The 16,337-nt window shown below is 66.1% G+C and carries 18 protein-coding genes; 7 read left to right on the forward strand and 11 right to left on the reverse strand.

Going from position 1 to position 16,337, the window contains the following annotated elements:
- Nucleotides 1-3: 3 nt before the first annotated feature.
- From VITFI_RS08265 to VITFI_RS08280, 4 genes are read left to right on the forward strand one after another with little or no spacing between them, the layout of a single operon-like run.
- Nucleotides 4-1,731 carry an ATP-binding protein gene (locus tag VITFI_RS08265; protein ID WP_089416542.1) on the forward strand — a complete coding sequence of 576 codons (1,728 nt, stop codon included), beginning with the start codon at nt 4-6 and terminating at the stop codon, nt 1,729-1,731.
- 1 nt (nt 1,732) lies between these two features.
- Entirely contained in the window at nt 1,733-1,996 is a 264-nt protein-coding gene (locus tag VITFI_RS08270; RefSeq protein ID WP_089416543.1) for a hypothetical protein, read from the forward strand.
- A 17-nt stretch (nt 1,997-2,013) separates the two neighbouring features.
- On the forward strand, nt 2,014-2,853 hold the full coding sequence (locus VITFI_RS08275) for a hypothetical protein (protein WP_089416544.1): 840 nt from the start codon (nt 2,014-2,016) through the stop codon (nt 2,851-2,853).
- A 6-nt stretch (nt 2,854-2,859) separates the two neighbouring features.
- Nucleotides 2,860-3,219 carry a hypothetical protein gene (locus VITFI_RS08280; protein ID WP_089416545.1) on the forward strand — a complete coding sequence of 120 codons (360 nt, stop codon included), beginning with the start codon at nt 2,860-2,862 and terminating at the stop codon, nt 3,217-3,219.
- Between the two features lie 53 nt (nt 3,220-3,272).
- On the opposite strand, the gene VITFI_RS08285 is transcribed toward VITFI_RS08280, so the two are convergent.
- A complete protein-coding gene (locus VITFI_RS08285; protein ID WP_232476518.1) occupies nt 3,273-3,605 on the reverse strand; it encodes a hypothetical protein in 333 nt (110 codons plus the stop codon).
- Between the two features lie 93 nt (nt 3,606-3,698).
- On the opposite strand from VITFI_RS08285, the gene VITFI_RS08290 reads away from it, so the two are divergent.
- Both VITFI_RS08290 and VITFI_RS08295 read left to right on the forward strand, forming a co-directional pair.
- Nucleotides 3,699-4,466: a YkgJ family cysteine cluster protein gene (locus VITFI_RS08290; RefSeq protein ID WP_089416546.1), complete on the forward strand. Its 768-nt coding sequence runs from the start codon at nt 3,699-3,701 to the stop codon at nt 4,464-4,466.
- 38 nt (nt 4,467-4,504) lie between these two features.
- Entirely contained in the window at nt 4,505-5,017 is a 513-nt protein-coding gene (locus VITFI_RS08295) for a DUF4231 domain-containing protein (RefSeq protein ID WP_089416547.1), read from the forward strand.
- On the opposite strand, the gene VITFI_RS08300 is transcribed toward VITFI_RS08295, so the two are convergent.
- The 8 genes from VITFI_RS08300 to VITFI_RS08335 all read right to left on the reverse strand — a co-directional run bounded on the left by VITFI_RS08300 (nt 4,999) and on the right by VITFI_RS08335 (nt 12,454).
- Nucleotides 4,999-5,277: a DUF6156 family protein gene (locus VITFI_RS08300; RefSeq protein WP_198301367.1), complete on the reverse strand. Its 279-nt coding sequence runs from the start codon at nt 5,275-5,277 to the stop codon at nt 4,999-5,001. The two genes, VITFI_RS08295 and VITFI_RS08300, sit on opposite strands and share 19 nt — an antisense overlap.
- Before the next feature lie 23 nt (nt 5,278-5,300).
- Entirely contained in the window at nt 5,301-6,431 is a 1,131-nt protein-coding gene (locus tag VITFI_RS08305) for a (Fe-S)-binding protein (protein WP_198301368.1), read from the reverse strand.
- A gap of 373 nt (nt 6,432-6,804) precedes the next feature.
- Complete coding sequence (locus tag VITFI_RS08310) at nt 6,805-8,007, reverse strand: serine hydrolase domain-containing protein (protein WP_089416548.1); 1,203 nt, start codon at nt 8,005-8,007, stop codon at nt 6,805-6,807.
- Nucleotides 8,008-8,075: 68 nt separating this feature from the next.
- Nucleotides 8,076-8,324: an FmdB family zinc ribbon protein gene (locus VITFI_RS08315; protein ID WP_089416549.1), complete on the reverse strand. Its 249-nt coding sequence runs from the start codon at nt 8,322-8,324 to the stop codon at nt 8,076-8,078.
- Nucleotides 8,325-8,390: 66 nt separating this feature from the next.
- Nucleotides 8,391-8,831, reverse strand: coding sequence for an ArsC/Spx/MgsR family protein (locus VITFI_RS08320; protein ID WP_089416550.1), 441 nt, complete (start codon nt 8,829-8,831; stop codon nt 8,391-8,393).
- 39 nt (nt 8,832-8,870) lie between these two features.
- Nucleotides 8,871-10,580 carry a nitroreductase family protein gene (locus VITFI_RS08325; protein ID WP_089416551.1) on the reverse strand — a complete coding sequence of 570 codons (1,710 nt, stop codon included), beginning with the start codon at nt 10,578-10,580 and terminating at the stop codon, nt 8,871-8,873.
- Nucleotides 10,573-11,514 (reverse strand): ADP-ribosyl-[dinitrogen reductase] hydrolase, encoded by a 942-nt coding sequence (gene draG / locus VITFI_RS08330; protein WP_198301369.1) that lies wholly within the window; start codon nt 11,512-11,514, stop codon nt 10,573-10,575. Before draG ends, VITFI_RS08325 begins: the two co-directional genes overlap by 8 nt.
- Nucleotides 11,507-12,454, reverse strand: a complete 948-nt coding sequence (locus VITFI_RS08335) for an NAD(+)--dinitrogen-reductase ADP-D-ribosyltransferase (protein ID WP_089416553.1) — start codon at nt 12,452-12,454, stop codon at nt 11,507-11,509. The genes draG and VITFI_RS08335 overlap by 8 nt, the downstream gene beginning before the upstream one ends.
- Nucleotides 12,455-12,679: 225 nt before the next feature.
- Here VITFI_RS08335 and VITFI_RS08340 point away from each other — a divergent pair, with 225 nt between their 5' ends.
- Nucleotides 12,680-14,608, forward strand: coding sequence for a DEAD/DEAH box helicase (locus VITFI_RS08340; RefSeq protein ID WP_089416554.1), 1,929 nt, complete (start codon nt 12,680-12,682; stop codon nt 14,606-14,608).
- Nucleotides 14,609-14,666: 58 nt separating this feature from the next.
- Here VITFI_RS08340 and VITFI_RS08345 read toward each other — a convergent pair whose 3' ends face one another.
- Both VITFI_RS08345 and VITFI_RS17890 read right to left on the reverse strand, forming a co-directional pair.
- Complete coding sequence (locus tag VITFI_RS08345; protein WP_089416555.1) at nt 14,667-15,788, reverse strand: aromatic ring-hydroxylating oxygenase subunit alpha; 1,122 nt, start codon at nt 15,786-15,788, stop codon at nt 14,667-14,669.
- Between the two features lie 178 nt (nt 15,789-15,966).
- Complete coding sequence (locus VITFI_RS17890; RefSeq protein WP_157725609.1) at nt 15,967-16,326, reverse strand: hypothetical protein; 360 nt, start codon at nt 16,324-16,326, stop codon at nt 15,967-15,969.
- Nucleotides 16,327-16,337: the final 11 nt, after the last annotated feature.

Below are 16,337 nucleotides of genomic sequence, written 5' to 3' on the forward strand. Positions count from 1 at the left end.
CTCATGAACCTGCTGCTCGACGCCTCTCAAACCCAGGCCCTGGTGGCCCAGCACCCGCGCTTGGCCCACTTGTGCGAGGCGCTGCGGTTGTCGCACCGCATTGAAGTGCCCAGTGGCCAGTTGGCGCTGGCGGAGCTGCACACGCTGGCGGCGCTGCTGGCCCCGGCCAACGCTGACGCCAACGCGCCCGCTCTGGGCCCGGTGGCGCAAGTGCGGGGCCTGATTGCGGCGCGTGCAGCGGGCGGCCCCACCTTTGGCAAAACCGACGATCTGGAGCAACTGCTGCCCGCCCTGGCGGCCTACCTGGGCGAAGGTGCCCAGCGCGGCTGGTTGTTTGCCATGCAAGCCAGCGGGCGCCCGTTGCCGTGGGTGGTGACGCGGCTGGACTACATCGCCCCCTCCAACGAGGAAATGGGCAAGGTGCTGATCGAGCTGAAGGCGCATGTGCGGCTGGGCATCGTCAGCCAGACCTTGCGCATCGCGGAAGCGGATCTGCGCGGCCTCACCGTGCCCGAGCTGCTGGCGGCCAAAGGCTGGCTGAAAGAATCCCCCGAATTGCTGGCCGCCTATGACGCGATGGCCGAGCGTTACCTCGCTTGGCGTGCGCACCACGGCCAGCAGTTCTGCGGCCAGGGCATGGGGTTTCACGCGGAAGACCCGAGCGCCAGCCACCGCGATGTGGACTGGACGCGCAAAGACCAGCTCGTGCTTTCCACCTCCGGCGCCCCAGCGCGGCTGGTGAACGACGAAGGTGTGTTGCCGCCGCGCAGCGCGGTGCTGGACACCACGGGGGACATCCTCGGCCCTTATCTGCGCAAAGCTGCCAAGAGCAACCGCTATAGCGCCGAAGACGCGGTGCAGACCCAGCGCGAGGCGCTGGCCGCCGGCTTGTTCACCCAGTTGCCGCTGCACGGTTACGTGTTCATGTTCCACCTGGAGCTGCACCAGCATTTGTGGGTGCATGTGCTGGATGTGCAGCCCTACGTCTACCGCCCCGATCTCAAAAGCAGCTTGGTGTTGCCGCCCGAGCAAACCGACTTGATCGACATCCTCACCGCCGAAATGGATGTGTTGATGGACGACATCGTCGCTGGCAAGGGCGGTGGCACCACGGTGCTGTGTGCTGGGCCGCCGGGCGTGGGCAAGACGCTCACCGCCGAGGTCTACGCCGAGATCGTCGGTCGGCCACTTTACCGGGTGCATTCGGGCCAATTGGGGCTGAACGTCGCCAGCATGGAGCACGCGCTCAAGGAAGCCCTGACACGGGCGCAGCGCTGGGGCGCGGTGATGTTGATCGACGAAGCCGACGTGTACATCAAGCGCCGCGACGACGACATCACCATGAACGCCGTGGTGGGCGTGTTCCTGCGCGTGCTGGAGTATTTCAATGGCCTGCTGTTCCTCACCACCAACCGGCTGGATGACATCGACGAGGCCATCGTCAGCCGTTGCATCGCCCTGATTCGCTACCACGCGCCGGATGAGGCAGCCCGCCAGCGCATCTGGCAGGTGATGGCCGCGCAGTTCGGGCTGGTGCTGGATGAGGCGGAATGCCGGCGCCTGGCGCAGCGCTTTGCCTGCGCCAGTGGGCGGGACATCAAGGGCCTGGCCAAACTCGTCGCCAAGTACTGCCAGCACAAGGACGAGGCGCCGACGCCGGCGGTGTTTGAGCGTTGTGCGGTGTTTCGGGGTTTGGACGGCTTGCCCGCCCCGGTGGAACAGGAGGCGTGACATGGCGGTTGAGCTGCCCGAAAGCTGGGTGATCGCCGAAATGATCACCCATGACTACATCTGGCGTGGCGCCGGCCTGACCTGCGACGAAGCCCGCGAGGCGCTGCTGCAAGCCTGGCACCAACACCGCCGCAGCATGCTGGCCCAACTGCCACAACTGGAAGCCAGCTTGCCCGAAGCGGCGCAGATGCCGCAGCACTTCAAGATTCGTTATTTCGCCTACGAGCGCGGCGCGGGCTACCGCGACACGACGCGTTTGGTGTGAAGCCTCCGGTGGCGCCCATGTCTGCTTTGTACGATCTCAATCAAGCGTGGTGGCACATCGCGCAAGCCGTGGCCGAGCGCGCCGAACCGACGCTGGCGGCAGAGGAAGCCACCGCCCTCAGCCTCGCCAAAGTCGCCGACGCCATTGGCCGCGCCACCCCCGCCGAGCGTTGGCATGGGCTGGCCGCTGTGTTGATGGCGCCGCACCCCTCCCACGGCCTGCGTGCTTGGCGGGTGGCGGGTTTGCTGGGCGTGCTGCTGCCCGAGGTCGAAGGGCTGTTCGGGGTGCCGCAACTGTCGGATGCGGCCACGTCCATCGATGTCGGGCGGCACCAGTTGGCGCTGGTGGACGAATGCGCCCGCGTCCACGCGCCGCTGGCGGTACGCTTTGCCGCCTTGGCGCACAAGATCGGCAAAGCCGGCACCCCGCGTGACATCTGGCCCAGCCACTACAAACACGAGCAGCGCGCCCACGCGGCGCTGGATCGCTGGGCGGTGTGGCTGGCCCTGCCGCCGGAGGCGCTCACACTGGCCCGCTGGGTGGTGGACGAGGCCGACCGCATCCACCGTGTCAGCGACCTGCGTGCTGGCCCCATTGCCGCCATGTTGGAGCGGCTGCAAGCCCCCAGCGAGCCGGAGCGCTTCGAACAGTTGCTGCTGGTGTGTACCTGCGATTGGGCGGCCCACGACGGCCACAGCGCCGCCACCTACCCCAAAGCCCCCAAGCTGCGCCGCGCCCTGGCGGCCTACCTCGCCACCGACGTGACCGGCCTGGACGCCGACGCCGCTTTGCACGCCCGGGCCCAGGCCATCGCCACGGCGCTGCACCGGCGTTCCCCTTCCTCCACCCAAGGCTGACCGACCATGTACGCCCGCGCCCTGTTCGACATCATCCACACCAGCGGCGACCAGGTGCTGCAACTCGTGCTCCCCCTGCAAGGCGGCGCCGATGAGCTGTTCGCCAGCCGCAACACCCTGGCGGTGGTGGAGGATCATTTGCTCACCGTGGCCCACACCCTGGCGCACTTGCCGCCGGTGGTGTTGCTGCGGTTGCCGCAGGTGGATTGGTCGGGCTGGTCGGCGCTGCACCAGGCCCTGCGCTGGAAAACCGAGCCGCGCCGCGACGTGGTGTGGTACGGCGTTTGTTCCCTGCTGCCAGCCACGCTGGTGCTGCTCGACAAACTGCGCGTGGCCGAACCCGAGTGGTTTGAGATCCAGTATTGAAGCTCTTGGGGCCGGCCCACCCATTTCACGAAGTTTTGAATGCGCTTACGGCGTCACTCCGCAGGCTCATAGGTGGATTGGAAAATATCAGGCTTGCAGGCGTAGAACTCGCCCTGAACGCCCTTGATGATCCAGTCCCCTTCGGTGGCGACATGGAGGGCGCGTCCGTCGCTCCCATCCTCCAGTGTGACGATGTCCGCCTCGGCCCTGGCGAGAGGGTCGGCGGCTTTTCTGACATTGCGAAGCGCAGGACACCAGGCCAAAAGTTCAGAAGAAGGTGGATACGTGAATTGAACCGCCTCGATAAGAACAGGCCGTTTTCGGAAAAGAGTCACCATAAAACCCCCAGTCACTTTGTAAGTGAATATCAACAACCGATGGGCCATTTTCTGCCGTTTCGGGGTGACAGGGTGTGATAAGTGTTCGGTGTCATTTCGAAGAAGTGTGGGGACGGCGCGTCTTTTGCTTGGGTGTCGGCCATGAACACGCCCAACACGTCCCCAGACACCGCCGCCCGTGCGTTTTTCCAAGCACTGCACCAAGCATTCGATCAAACCCTGGTGGCCTACCAAGGCCAGCCGGCTTGGCTGGAGGCGTTGTTGTCGCAGGCGTTTGACAGTTTTCAGGGCAACCTCGCTGCGCAATGTGACGGGGAACCGCCCTTGGCCTGCCATCGTGGTTGCGACAGTTGCTGCACCCTGCGCGTGAGCGCCACAGCGCCCGAGGTGCTGTTGGTGGCGCGTTTTCTGCGTGCGGTGCAGCCGCGCTTGCTGGAGCGTGGCATCGACTTGGTCGGGCGCTTGCGCGAGGCCAATGCCCGCACCCAAGGTCTGAGCGAAGCCGAGCGTGTGGCCTTGCGCCAGCCGTGCCCGTTTGTGGCGCAGGGCGTGTGTGTGGTGTACGGTGTGCGCCCTTTGGCTTGCCGGGGCCACGCTTCGCACGATGTGGTGGCCTGCCGTCAAGCGGCTGCCGGCGAGGTGGCGCAAGTGCCCTACAGCCAGGGCCACTGGATGGTGCGCAGCTTGGTGCAAAACGCTTTGCAATCGGCCCTGCGCGAAAGCGGGCGCGCCTGGGCCAGCTACGAGCTGAACCACGCCCTGTGCTTGGCGCTGGACGATGCGCAAGCCGAAGCCGCTTGGCTGGCTGGCGCCGATCCTTTGGCCGCCGCCGCATTGCCCGAAGCAGCGGCTGAGGCTCCCGAAATGGCGCGTGTGTTTGATCAGCTCAAGCCCACGGCTGCCCAGTGATAACGTGTGCGGCGCCGACATTTCAGAAGGCCCGTCCGATGCTCCCGACCCTTTCCCCCCAGGACTACATCACCCAACGCATCGACCACCAAATCGAGTGGTATGACAAGAAAAGCAGTTTCAACCAATGGCGCTACAAGCCGCTGAAGTCGTTTGAAATCGTTGCGGCGGCGGCGATTCCCTTGATCACGGCCTATGTGGGGGGCTCGGAACCTTGGTCGGAGATCACGAAGTTCAGTGTTGGTTTTTTGGGGGCGGCGATTGTGGCCAGTTCTGGCATTGCTGGGTTGTGCCGCTATCGAGAGTTGTGGGTGGAGTACCGAGGGATGGCCGACGTGCTGCGCCAACAAAAATTTCTTTTTTTGACCCGCACGGCCCCTTACGACGGGGATGATCCTTTCCCCCTGTTGGTTCAGACCGTGGAAAACTTGCTGTCCAAGGAAAACGCCAATTGGATGACGGGTGCGAAGGCACGCAACAACCAAGACGGCGAAGCAACGACCGCGTCCAGCTCCAGCAGCCCGGTTGCGCCTCAAGCTCCTGCGCGCTGAAGCAGCGCCAACACCTGCGGCTCCTCCTCGCCCACCTGAATCACCGCTTGCGCCAACTGCCCACTGGCCTCGTCCCAGGTGTAGCGGTGTGTCATTTCGACTTCACCGTACACGCATTTGTCGATCTCGCTGAGGCGGCCAGCGGCGTCGTAGCGGGCGGCGAAGTAGGTGTTGCGGTTGCGCACGTCCTCGGCGCTCAATTCTTCGGCCAGTTGCAGCGGCAGACGCACGCCTCGGTAGGTGAGGAAATAACGGGTCACGGTGGGGCCTTTCTCAGACAAGGTCAGACGGTTGCGCGGGCCGGCAGCGCGGCGCACAGCACATGCACAAAATGGCGCGCTTCACGCTGCGCCCCATCGGCGATTTGGTGGCGGCAGCTCGTGCCGTTGGCCACCAGCCACGCATCTGGGGCGGCGGCGCGCACGGCGGGCAGCAGCGCCGCTTCGGCCATTTGCATCGACAGCGCGTGGTGCTCGGCCTCATACCCAAACGCGCCAGCCATGCCGCAGCACGAGCTTTCAATGAAACTCACGCGCAACTGCGGCACCCAGCCCAGCACTTTGCGCAGGGCTTTCATGGCGCCAAACGCTTTTTGGTGGCAGTGGCCGTGTACCAGCACCTCGCGGTTCAGGGCTTGGAAGGCGGGCAAGTCGGCGGGTTTGAACTCGCGGGCCAGGTATTCCTCCAGCAACCATGCTTGTTTGGCGGCGCGGGCGGCGGGTTCGCCCAGATGCAGGGCTTGGTATTCGTCGCGCAGCATCAACAAGCAGGACGGCTCCAGGCCCAGCACCGGCACGCCGCGTGCTTGCCACGGCGCCAAGGCGGCCAGCAGGCGTCGCGCTTCGGCGCGGGCGCTGTCCACGTCGCCCACGGACAGCGCGCTGCGTCCGCAGCACAGCGCCCGTTCACCCGGCGGGAGCGTGAGCACATGCACCGTGCAGCCCAAGGTGCGCAGCAGGCGCACGGCGGCGTGGGCGGTGTCGGGGTCTAAATGGTTGCTGAAGGTGTCGGCCAGCAGCACGACTTCGCGGCGTGGGGGCGGGTCGCAAACCGGTGGCGGCGGTGCCCAATCGTCCAAAAAAGCACGCGGCGCTGGCGTGGGCAGGGAGCGGGCTGCGGCCAGCCCGTGCCGGTGTTCCATCCAGCGGGCCAGCCAGTTGCCCGGCTGGCGCCACGCCAGCAGCCCGCGCAAGCGGCGCAGGTGCGGCAACCAATGCGGCAGATGAGCGATGAGGCGTTCCCGCGCCGGCATGGGCTGCACGCGCCAGCGCTGCGCCAGCACTTCGGTGCGCAGCAAGGCCATGTCCACACCGTTCGGACACTCGCGCTTGCAGCCTTTGCAGGCTAGGCACAAATCCATCGCCGCATCCACATCCGGATGGGTGAAGGGCTGCGGCCCCAGCTCGCCATTCATCGCGGCGCGCAGGGTGGCGGGTGGAGTGGGTGGTGTCCTGCGTCACCCGAAAGCTTGGGCACATCACGCCTTTGGCATCGCTGCGCTGGCAGGTGCGGCTGCCAATGCACACCGCCGCCGCCTTGCCAAAACCCGCGCCGTGCGTGGGCACGGCGGCGTAGGCGTCGCCTTGGCCGTAGGCGTCGTAAGGGCGCCAATCGAGCACCAGCTCGGGTTCGGGCATAGAGGCGGGTGCGGAAGGGGCAGCGGGCGTCGTCATGCAAGGGGGCGGCAGGTAGAACGGACGCGGCGCCGTGTCGGGTTTGCGACGGGCCGCCCGCCTGTCTTGCACAAGCCATGCCCAGCGTCCATGCGGGTGGCGCGGGGCCTTCGTTCAGCCCATCACCCGCGTCAGCACGGTGGCGAGTTGGCCGTCCAGCAGGTCAAACACCCAACTGCTGCCATCGGCGCTGGTGAAGGCGGTGTTGCTGATGGCGAACACCGCCCAGCTGCCATCCTGCGCCAGCACGGTTTCGGCCATGAACCCCGGCGCGTTGCCCCGGTGGAACAACATCATCGTGCCGCCCAGATCGAGGCTGTCCCAGCCCAGGGCATAACGATTGGGCGCCAGCGCTCTGAGACGACGCAGCGTGGCGGCGGGCAGCGGGGTGGTTTCACCACGCAACCCGGCGGCCAGCGTAGCCAGCCACTGGGTGTAGCTGGTGGCGGTGCAGGCGTAAAACCCCGCCGGGGCCAGGGCGTAGCTCCAAGTTTGTTCGAGAGCGTTGGAGGTGTCGGGTGGCGTGAGCGCCCCGGGCAGGCCTTCATAGCCTTGTGGATACGTCGCGGGGCGCTCGGCCCAGCGGGTGGTGTCGATGCGCAGCCCCAGCGGCTGGGCCAATTGCTGTTGGATGAGGGCTTCAAACGGTTGGCCGCAGCGGGCCTCGGCCATCGCAGCGGCCAGCATGTAACCGGCGTTCGAATACAGGTAATGCCCCGGACGCCCCGCCGGGGCCTGACGCAGCAGCCAGCGGGCGGCGTAGCGCCGCTGCCCGGCCAGGGCGGTGGGCAACGGGTCAGGGGTGGTCAGCAGATGCTGGAAAAAACGCGCTTCCTGGGTTCCCGTGTCCGTGAACGGCGCCAGCCCACCCCGGTGGTTCAGCAGTTGCAGCAGGGTGACATCGGCGTAATCCGGCCGAGCGATGCGGGCCAAGTCGGGCAGCGCATCGAAGATGCGCGTGTCCCACGCCAACACCTGTTGTTCGACCAGCCGGGCGATGGCCATGGCCGTCATGGCCTTGCCGTTGGAGCCGAAATTGAGGAAATCGGCCGGGCGCAGCGCGGTGTTCTCACCCAAACGGCGCGTGCCAGCGGCGGCCAGGGCTTGCTGCGTGGGGGTGATCGCGCCCACCACCGCGCCGACCACGCCACCGGCCACCGATTGGCGTGCTGCGCGGCGCACGGCGTGTTCCAACTCCGTCAGCGCGGGGGCGGTCTGGGTCGATGGCGCCCCGGCCCAGGCGGTTGGTGTGGTGAGCCCCAAGGCGCCCAGTTGGGTCAGCCACTGGCGTCGGGGGATGGCGGGCGGTGTCAGCATGAAAAGCTCCCTGAAAGGTGATCTCCCGATTGTGGGAGTTCGACCTGAAGCTTTCCCAAAGAGGCGTGCTAAACGCTCTTGCCCTTGAGCAAACGCGCCTGCTCCGACGGGCTGTAATTGCTGAACGCTCCCTGCGCATGTGCCACGCGCCGGTGCGCCATGCGGATGGCTTCGATCTTGCCCGCCGGGGCCAGGCGCGACACGATTTTGGTCAGATCGGCGCTGCCGCACGTTGGGCAGGTGGGCACCATCTCGCCGCGCACCAGGCGTTCAAACTCGGCGTGGCAGGCGTTGCATTGGTATTCAAACAGCGGCATGGCAGCCTCGACAAGGAGAGTGGATCGGGACACAACATCACACCCGCCTTGTCGGATTTGGCAACTTCACGCCACCGAGGGCGCCGGGGTGGCGCAGCGTTCGGTGGGAGAAGCGCAACCTTCAAGGCTGGGCTGGGCTGTGATTGCAGGATTCAGGCCCACCCAAGCGTCGATCTCGGCGGTGTCGAACCCGACGTGGCGGCTGCCGTCGTCGGCGCGTTGCATCAGCGGGCGGCGGATGAGCAGCGGCTCGGCGATGAGCAAGGCCAACGCGGTTTCGGCGTTCAGTTCTTCAGGCACCACGTCGCCATTTTTCACACGTGGCGCGGCGCGGTTGAACCACGCCGGCACCGGCAGCGGCGCCAAAAAAGCCAGCAGCGATTCCCGCGTCCACGCTTCGGCCAGCAAGCTGCGGCGCTCCAGCGTGTGGCCGGCAGCCTCCAGGGCGGCGCGCTGGCGGGCGTTGCCGCCGCAGCCGGGTTTTTCAAAGAACACAAGGTGGGTCATGGCGGGTCTCCTGGTGCATAGGAATGGGGTCTGCGGGGCTCACGTTGCCGGGCGGGGGGCCTGCAAATGGGCGTACGGCGGTTCAGACGCAATGCGCCCATCCTCCACCCGCCGCCCGATGGTGAAGTGGTAAACGCTTTGCAGCGCGGCACCGTGTTGGGCGTCCATGCCGCTGGCGGTGTGGGGCAGGCCGATGAGCTGGTGCAGCCCGTCGTCAAAAAAACAGCCGATGCCGGTGCCCGCCAAGCCGGCGGCCTCGGCTTCGAGGTAGAGCACCTGGCCGATGAGGCCGGCTTCCTGCAACCGCTGGCGGTAGGCGTGGGGGGCGGGCAGGCCATCGGCGCTGCACCAGTCGTCCCATTGAGCGAGCAGGGCCACGCCCAGCATGGCATCCGAGCCCAGCGCTTGGTGACAGTTGAGCGTGCGCAGCGTGCCAGCCAGCGCCGGGTTGTCGGCTAAACGCCGTAACGGCAAACCTGCCGGCGCTTGTGGCACCTCATCCCAATCCAGCATCGCCGGTAAAACTCCGCGCAACCGCGCCAACGCCCCCGTACCGCGCCCCAACACATAAGCCCCCGCCGCCAGCCCCTCCACGCGATGCACGAACAGCAGCACCTGCACCGCCGGGGCACCGGCCAAGGCGTCAAACGGCGCCCGCTCCGGCGCCAGCGCTGCCAGCACGGGCCACAACTGCGCTGCCTCCATGCACGCCCGCGCATCAAACCGCTGCGCACTGCGCCGCTGCCGAACCACCCGCGCCGCAACCGCTTTCCCCCCCACGCCCAGCACATCAGCTCCCTCTCCCATCTCGGGAGAGGGCGGGGGTGAGGGCATGCCCTGCGCACTCGCCCGCGCCACCTCCTCAATCACCGGCCAGCGGTACATCGGATGCGCATCCAAGCGATTCGGCTGCCCAAACCACGCCGCCACCCGCTCCGGTGGCAACGCCCCGGCGCGGGCGGGGGCGTCGGCGGGCAGCAGCTCAAACAAACTGTCCGCATCCTCGCGTTCCGCTGCACCGAAGTCCGCATTGCGATCCAACCCCAAGCGCGCCGCCAAAGCCGGCAACGGCAAAGCCACCGGCACCAAACGCCAACCCAACAGCGCCGCCGCCACCCGCAGTGCGCCGATGGCGTGGCCCGCGTCCAACTGGCAGTAACGGAAAGCCCGCTCGCCATACTTCCAAGCCTCACGCCAATGGATGCTGGACAGCGCCACCCACGCCCGTGCCGTCTCCCCCAAGGCCGCACGCGCCAGCGGCGCAAACGCGGCGCGGCGCTCCAGCGCGTGGGCGTGGGGGGCGTAGTGGTAAAGGCCGTCGCACAACTCGGGATCGGTGTCCGGCAGACCGTGCAGCCAGAGCCACCCTTCCGTCGGGTGCAGGTTGCCACTGGACGGGTTGATGCGCACCGCCCAGCGATCCGGCCCGGCCTGCTTCCACGCCGCCAACGCCAAACTCAGTTCGAACAACAACCCGAGGTGAACGCGGTCCAACGGCTGCGCCGGGCGCGGCTGGGCCCAGGCCGACCACGGCGCGTCGGGCTCGGTGGCGGCGTTGGCCAAGGGCAGCGGCACCGCATCGGCCCCGATCCAGCGGCGAAACGGGCTGGGTTGCGCGTCCCAATCCAGCGTTTCGGGGCCACGGGCGTAGGCGTTCAGGTGATGTTTGGTGCGCTGGTGGTAGCCCTGCACTTGGCGCAGGGCGTCGGCCAGGGAGTCGGCGGGCGAGGGGGCGAGCGTGTCAGACATGGGCCGGTTCCTCCGCCAGTTCACCGGCCAGGGCGAGCAGGGCGCCGGTCTGTTCGGTGATGGCCCGCACCGTGGCCGGTTGCAGCCGATCCAACCAGTGGCGCGGCAACGCACGGGCGCCGCAGTGTGCGCCCGCCAACATGCCGACGAGCGCACCGGTCGTGTCCGCATCGTCCCCCTGGTTGACCACGGCGACGATGGCCGCTTCGGCATCCGGCTGGGTGAACAGGCCATGCAGCACGGTTTGCACCGTGTCCACCACATAGGCCGTGGCGCGGCCTTTGTAGGGAGCGTAACGGAAGATCGGGTAACGCTGCACCCATGCTTCAGCCCAGCCTTGCACCTCGAACACTGAGGCGCCGCGCAGGAGCAAGCGCGTCATCTGCCCCAGGCCGAGCGTGGCCGCGTCGGACAGCGGGTTGTGGTGCGTCAGCCGCGCCTGCGCCAGCGAGAGCGATTCAAACGCCGCATCGTTCCACAGCGTGGCCAACACGGCGGGCAGGTTGCGCATCACGGCGCCGTTGCCGGCATCGCCATCGTTTTGCGGCCCGGCCAGGGTGCCTTCGTGCATGAAACGCAGGATGCCCCGGCGGCAGGTGTTGCCACAGTCCACCGGCTTGCCGCGCCACCAACCGACGTACGCTTGGCCGATGCGGCGCACCAGCGCTTCATCTCCGTGCGCCAGGGCGCGCAGCTCGGGGGCACCGCCTTGGGTGAGGGCATCGCCCAAGGCGAGGCTCATGGTGGTGTCATCGGTGACTTGGCCGCGTGCCAGTTTGAGCCAGCCGCCGCCCACCATCTCGCGGTGGGTGCCGTATTGGGCCTGGATTTCACGCGGGCGCATGAATTCCACCGTGGCGCCCAAGGCGTCGCCGATGGCCAGGCCGAGGTAGGCGCCCAGCGCCTTGTCGAACAAGCGATCCAAATCAGACATAGGAAGCCTCCACTTCATAGTCGCCGCCCAGGGCCAGCACTTCTTGCTCACCCTGCAACACCTGGCCGGGCAACATGCCGGGGGCCACCACCACTTTGGACAGGGGCACGCGGGTTTCAAACACCCAATCGCCAAAACACGAGGCGGCCTCGCGTGAACGGCTGAACGAGGCGATGTTGTTGAGCCGAATCACACAACGCCGTTCCCGCAACCCTCCGTTGACGACCTGTTCTTCGGCGCGGGTGCTGCCACGCCAGAGGCGCAGGTGGTGATCGTCGTCGCCCTCGGGGGCCAGGCGGCCAGCGGCGCGGCGCTCGCTGGCGCGGCAACAGGTGAAACGTGCCGGTTCGGGGGCGTAGGGCGAGCTGGGTTCGGGCAGGGCGAAGCGGCGCAACGCCCATTGGGTGTACTCGTACACCAGATCCACCTGCTGGTAAATGCTGTTGTTGTGATAGCGGCTGGCGGTTTTTTCTTCCAGATATGTCACCCACGGCGGTGAGGGGAAGCGCCCCAAGGGGTCTTTGTGGAACAGCGGTGTCATGCCGAATCGGCTTTCCACCCAGCCTTTGAGGACGGCGCCAGCCGGGCCGTTCGAATCCATGCCCCAGCCCTGCAACAGCTTGCGCCAGGAGCTGCGCCAACGGCGGCCTTCGGTTTCGCACAAGGTGGCGAGTTCTTGGGCGCTGGGTTTTTGCAGGCCGAAGACGATGGTGAGGTAATGGTCGAACACCTCGCCGGCTTCGCGCAGCGTGTGGGCACGGGCCAGCAGCGCAAACAGCCCTTTGTGCGAGGGCCGCACCCCCGCGATGGACAACAGCGCCGGGTGGGCGTTGAACTCCAAGCTGGTGAGCACCGGGGCGGGTACGCCGACCAAGTTGGTGCTGTACCAGTGTCGGGGGTGGGGATCAGGTGAGGGGGAATGCTCGGCCGCCAGGTTCATGGGCTGCGGGGCTGCAAGCGGTGTGCCAAGGAGTTTGGCGGAGGCGTTTGGGCGGTTTGTGGAGGTTGTGCCAAGTGGAGTCGCACAACCCAACACAGGGGTTCAGCGATGCGACCTGTATGAAGTCACGCGAAGCATCAACTGGCTGCGAAAATGAGCCGCTGACCGTGCCACCATCCCCTTTGCGTAGGAGACACGGCAACCTGTGGCGTAACGTGGTTTTTCATGGCGATTTTTCCCCAAGGTCTCACCCAGATCGGTGAACGATGCAACCCCGGTGAGCGCCGAACCCTGCACCAGCTCAAGCGCTGCCTGAGCGACGATTACCTGGTCTGGCACAACATCCCCATTGGCCCCCGAGCGCGGCAGCCGGATTTTGTGGTTCTCAGCCCGCGCCAGGGCGTGCTGCTGCTGGAAGTCAAAGACTGGAAAGCCACCACGCTGACCGACGCCAACCGGGACGCCGTGACCTTGAACACCGCACGCGGCACCGTCACCGAAGCTCATCCGTTGCGTCAAGCGCAGGGCTATTGCATGGAGCTTGTTCAACTCATGCAGCAAGACCCGGTGTTGATCCACAAGGAAGGCCGTTTCGCCGGCAAGCTGGTGTTTCCGTATGGCTGGGGGGCGGTGTTTTCACGCATTCGGGCGGCAGAGGTGGCCGATACCGAGTTTTTCGACATCTTCCCGCGTGAACGGGTGCTGATGGCCGACGATCTCGACGACACCCTGCCCCCCAGCGAGTTCGCCACCCGGCTGTGGGGCATGTTCACGGTGAGTTATCCGCACACCCTGAGCGCCGAGCAGCGGGATCGCATCCGCTGGCACCTGTTTCCCGAAGTGCGCATCACCCCGCGACAGCTCGATTTAGAGTGGAGCGATGCCGCCGCGCCCGACGATGCCACCGCCACGCCCCCCGTGGCGGTGTTGCCCGACCTGCTGCACGTCATGGACTTGCAGCAAGAGCAGTTGGCGCGTTCGTTGGGCGAGGGGCACCGCGTCATCCACGGCGCGGCGGGGTCGGGCAAGACGATGATCCTGGTTTTTCGCGCTCATCAACTCGCCCAAGCGGCGCGGCCTGAGCAGCCCGTGCTGGTGCTTTGTTACAACCGCCAACTGGCCCATGCCATCGGTGCGCAACTGCACCAGCGTGGATGTGATGAACCGCACGTCCAAGTGCGTACCTTCCATGCGTGGTGCATCGACATGGCACGACAGCACCGCCTGCCCGTGCCAACGCTGGGCCTGGGTTCAGACGATTACCCCAAAGTGGTGGCCGCCGTGGCCGAGGCCCTGCGCGACGGCACAATCCCCGCAGGCCAATACACGGCGGTGCTGCTCGACGAAGCCCACGACTTGGAAAACGACTGGCTGCGCATGATGCCCACCCTCGTCAGCCCCAGCACACAAAGCCTGCTGGTGCTCTACGACGACACGCAATCGATCTACCAAAAGCAGCGCCGGCGTTTCAACTTTGCCAGCGTGGGCATCCAAGCGCGGGGGCGCACGCACACGCTCAAGATCAACTATCGGAACACGGCGGAGGTGCTGGCGCTGTCCATGCGCTGCGCCCAAAACCTGCTGCCGCCGCCGGAAGGGGAGGCCCGTGCCGGCGCCTATCCCACGCTGGAGGGCACGGCCACGGTGTTGCACACCGCCGAAGAAGCTCCGATCAGCGCCTGGGTGCGCCCCACCAGCGCCGGGCGACATGGCCCGCGCCCGGTGCTGATCGAAGCGCGCACCAAGGCCGAGGAGGCCCAACTGGTGGCCGAGCGCGTCGAAGCTGCGTTGGCGCAAAGGGGCGATGCTTCAGACATCCTCATCCTCTACCGGGCGCAATCGATGGTCGAGGCGGTGGAGCGGGCGTTGGAGAAGCGGCAGATTGCGTTTCAATCGATGACGAGCGGGCGACGCATCAACTGGCAGCGGGCCGGCGTCAAGGTGATGACCATGCACAGCGCCAAGGGGCTGGAGTGTCCGCTGGTGTTCGTGGTCGGGTTGCAGGGCCTGCCGACGATGTACGAAAACTTCGACGAAGCCGTGCGCTTGCTGTACGTCGCCATGACACGCGCCACGCACGAGCTGGTGTTGTCGGCGTGCGGGTCGTCGGCGGTGGTGGCGCAGGTGAAGTCTGCGCTGGCACAAGAAGGGTGAGAGGGGCGCGGGGGCCTCAGGCACCCGTCGGGGGCACGACGGGGCGAGGCCGCCAGGCTCACCAAGAGGCGCGGCCCATCCCCATCACGCGGCGATACCACTCATGGAAGTGCTTCATGCCGTCTTCCATCGGGCTTTGGTAGGGGCCGATTTCGTCGTCACCGCGCTGGAACAGGGCTTTGCGGCCAGCGTCCATGCGATCGCCGATCTCGTCGTCTTCGATGCAGGTTTCCATGTAGGCGGCACGTTGCGCCTCGCAGAATTCCGGCTCAAACGCGGCGATCTCCTCGGGGTAGAAAAACTCCACCACGTTGAGCGTTTTGTTCACGCTGATCGGGTACAGCGTCGAGACCGTCAACACCTTCGGATACCACTCGATGGTGATGTTCGGGTAGTAGGTCAGCCAGATGGCGCCTTGTTTGGGCGGCTGGCCGTCGTGCGCTTTCAGCACCTGATCGCGCCAGCGCTGGTACACCGGCGAGCCGACTTTGTTCAAGCCATCGAGCACGCCCACGGTTTGCACCGAGTGGTGTTTGCCGAATTCCCAGGTCAAATCGTCGCAGGTGACGAAGTTACCCAAGCCGGGGTGGAACGGGCCGACGTGGTAATCCTCCAGATAGACCTCGACGAAGGTCTTCCAGTTGTAGTTGCACTCGTGCATCTCGACGTGGCCCAGCACGTAGCCGGAAAAATCGAGATCGGCACGCGGCCCCAGGTTGGCGAGGTCAGCGGCGATGTCGCGGCCGTTGTCCTCGAACACCATGCCGTTCCAGGTGCGCACTTTGTAGTTGTTGAGGTGCAGGCAGGGGTCGTGGTCGAAGTGCGGGGCGCCGATGAGTTGGCCTTGCAGATCGTAGGTCCAGCGGTGCAGCGGGCAGACGATGCTGTTGTGCGTGTTGCCACGCCCTTTGAGCATCACCGCCTGACGGTGGCGGCAGACGTTCGAAACCAGTTCCACGCCATTGCGGGTGCGCACCAAGGCGCGGCCTTCCCCTTCTTGGGGCAGGGCATAGTAGTCACCGAGGTTGGGCACGGACAGCTCATGCGCCAGATAGCGCGGCCCGTGCTGAAAGATGATTTCCTGTTCTTTGCGGAACAGGTCTTCATCGAAGTAGGTTGAAACAGAGAGTTGAGAGCGCGAGCGCTCCAGAGCTTCCAGCTTGATGCTCAGGTCCGACATGATCCCCAGGATCTCCAAAAAACATGTCTGTAACCCCCCACCCGGTGGCCCCGCGGATGGGTTTGTACGGTGGTTAAAGAAAACCCCTTGCGTCTGCAAAGGGCGGATGATTTTAGCGATGTGGCCGCTCAGGCGCCCCAAAGACCCAGCGCCCAGCCGTCTTGCTCGGCGGGGGGTGTCAGCGACCGACGCCGTTGAAGACCGCCAAGATCAGTTGCTTGACATAGGCTTGGCCCTGCTCGCGGTTAACGCTCAGGACGCAGCCTTCTTCGTCCAGCGTCCCCTGTATCGCGCCGCATTGGATCAGGGGAGCATAAAGCTCGTGTTCCCACCCGCTGTTGCCAAAGGGGCGCTTGCCGCTGAAGCCTTCCTTTTCTTCCCATACGGTTTCGAGCAGCAGGCGCAGGTAGTCCCGCACCGTGATGTTGTCCCCGGCATCGGATTGTTCCAGTCGCATCTCCAGCGCAGCCAGCAAGCCTTGGCCCTCCGGTACATCTGGCACGGGGGCGTAGCGCACGCCATCAATCAGCACTTCCATAGTTCTCCTCT

Source organism: Vitreoscilla filiformis (assembly GCF_002222655.1).
In the GTDB taxonomy this organism is placed as follows: domain Bacteria; phylum Pseudomonadota; class Gammaproteobacteria; order Burkholderiales; family Burkholderiaceae_C; genus Ideonella; species Ideonella filiformis.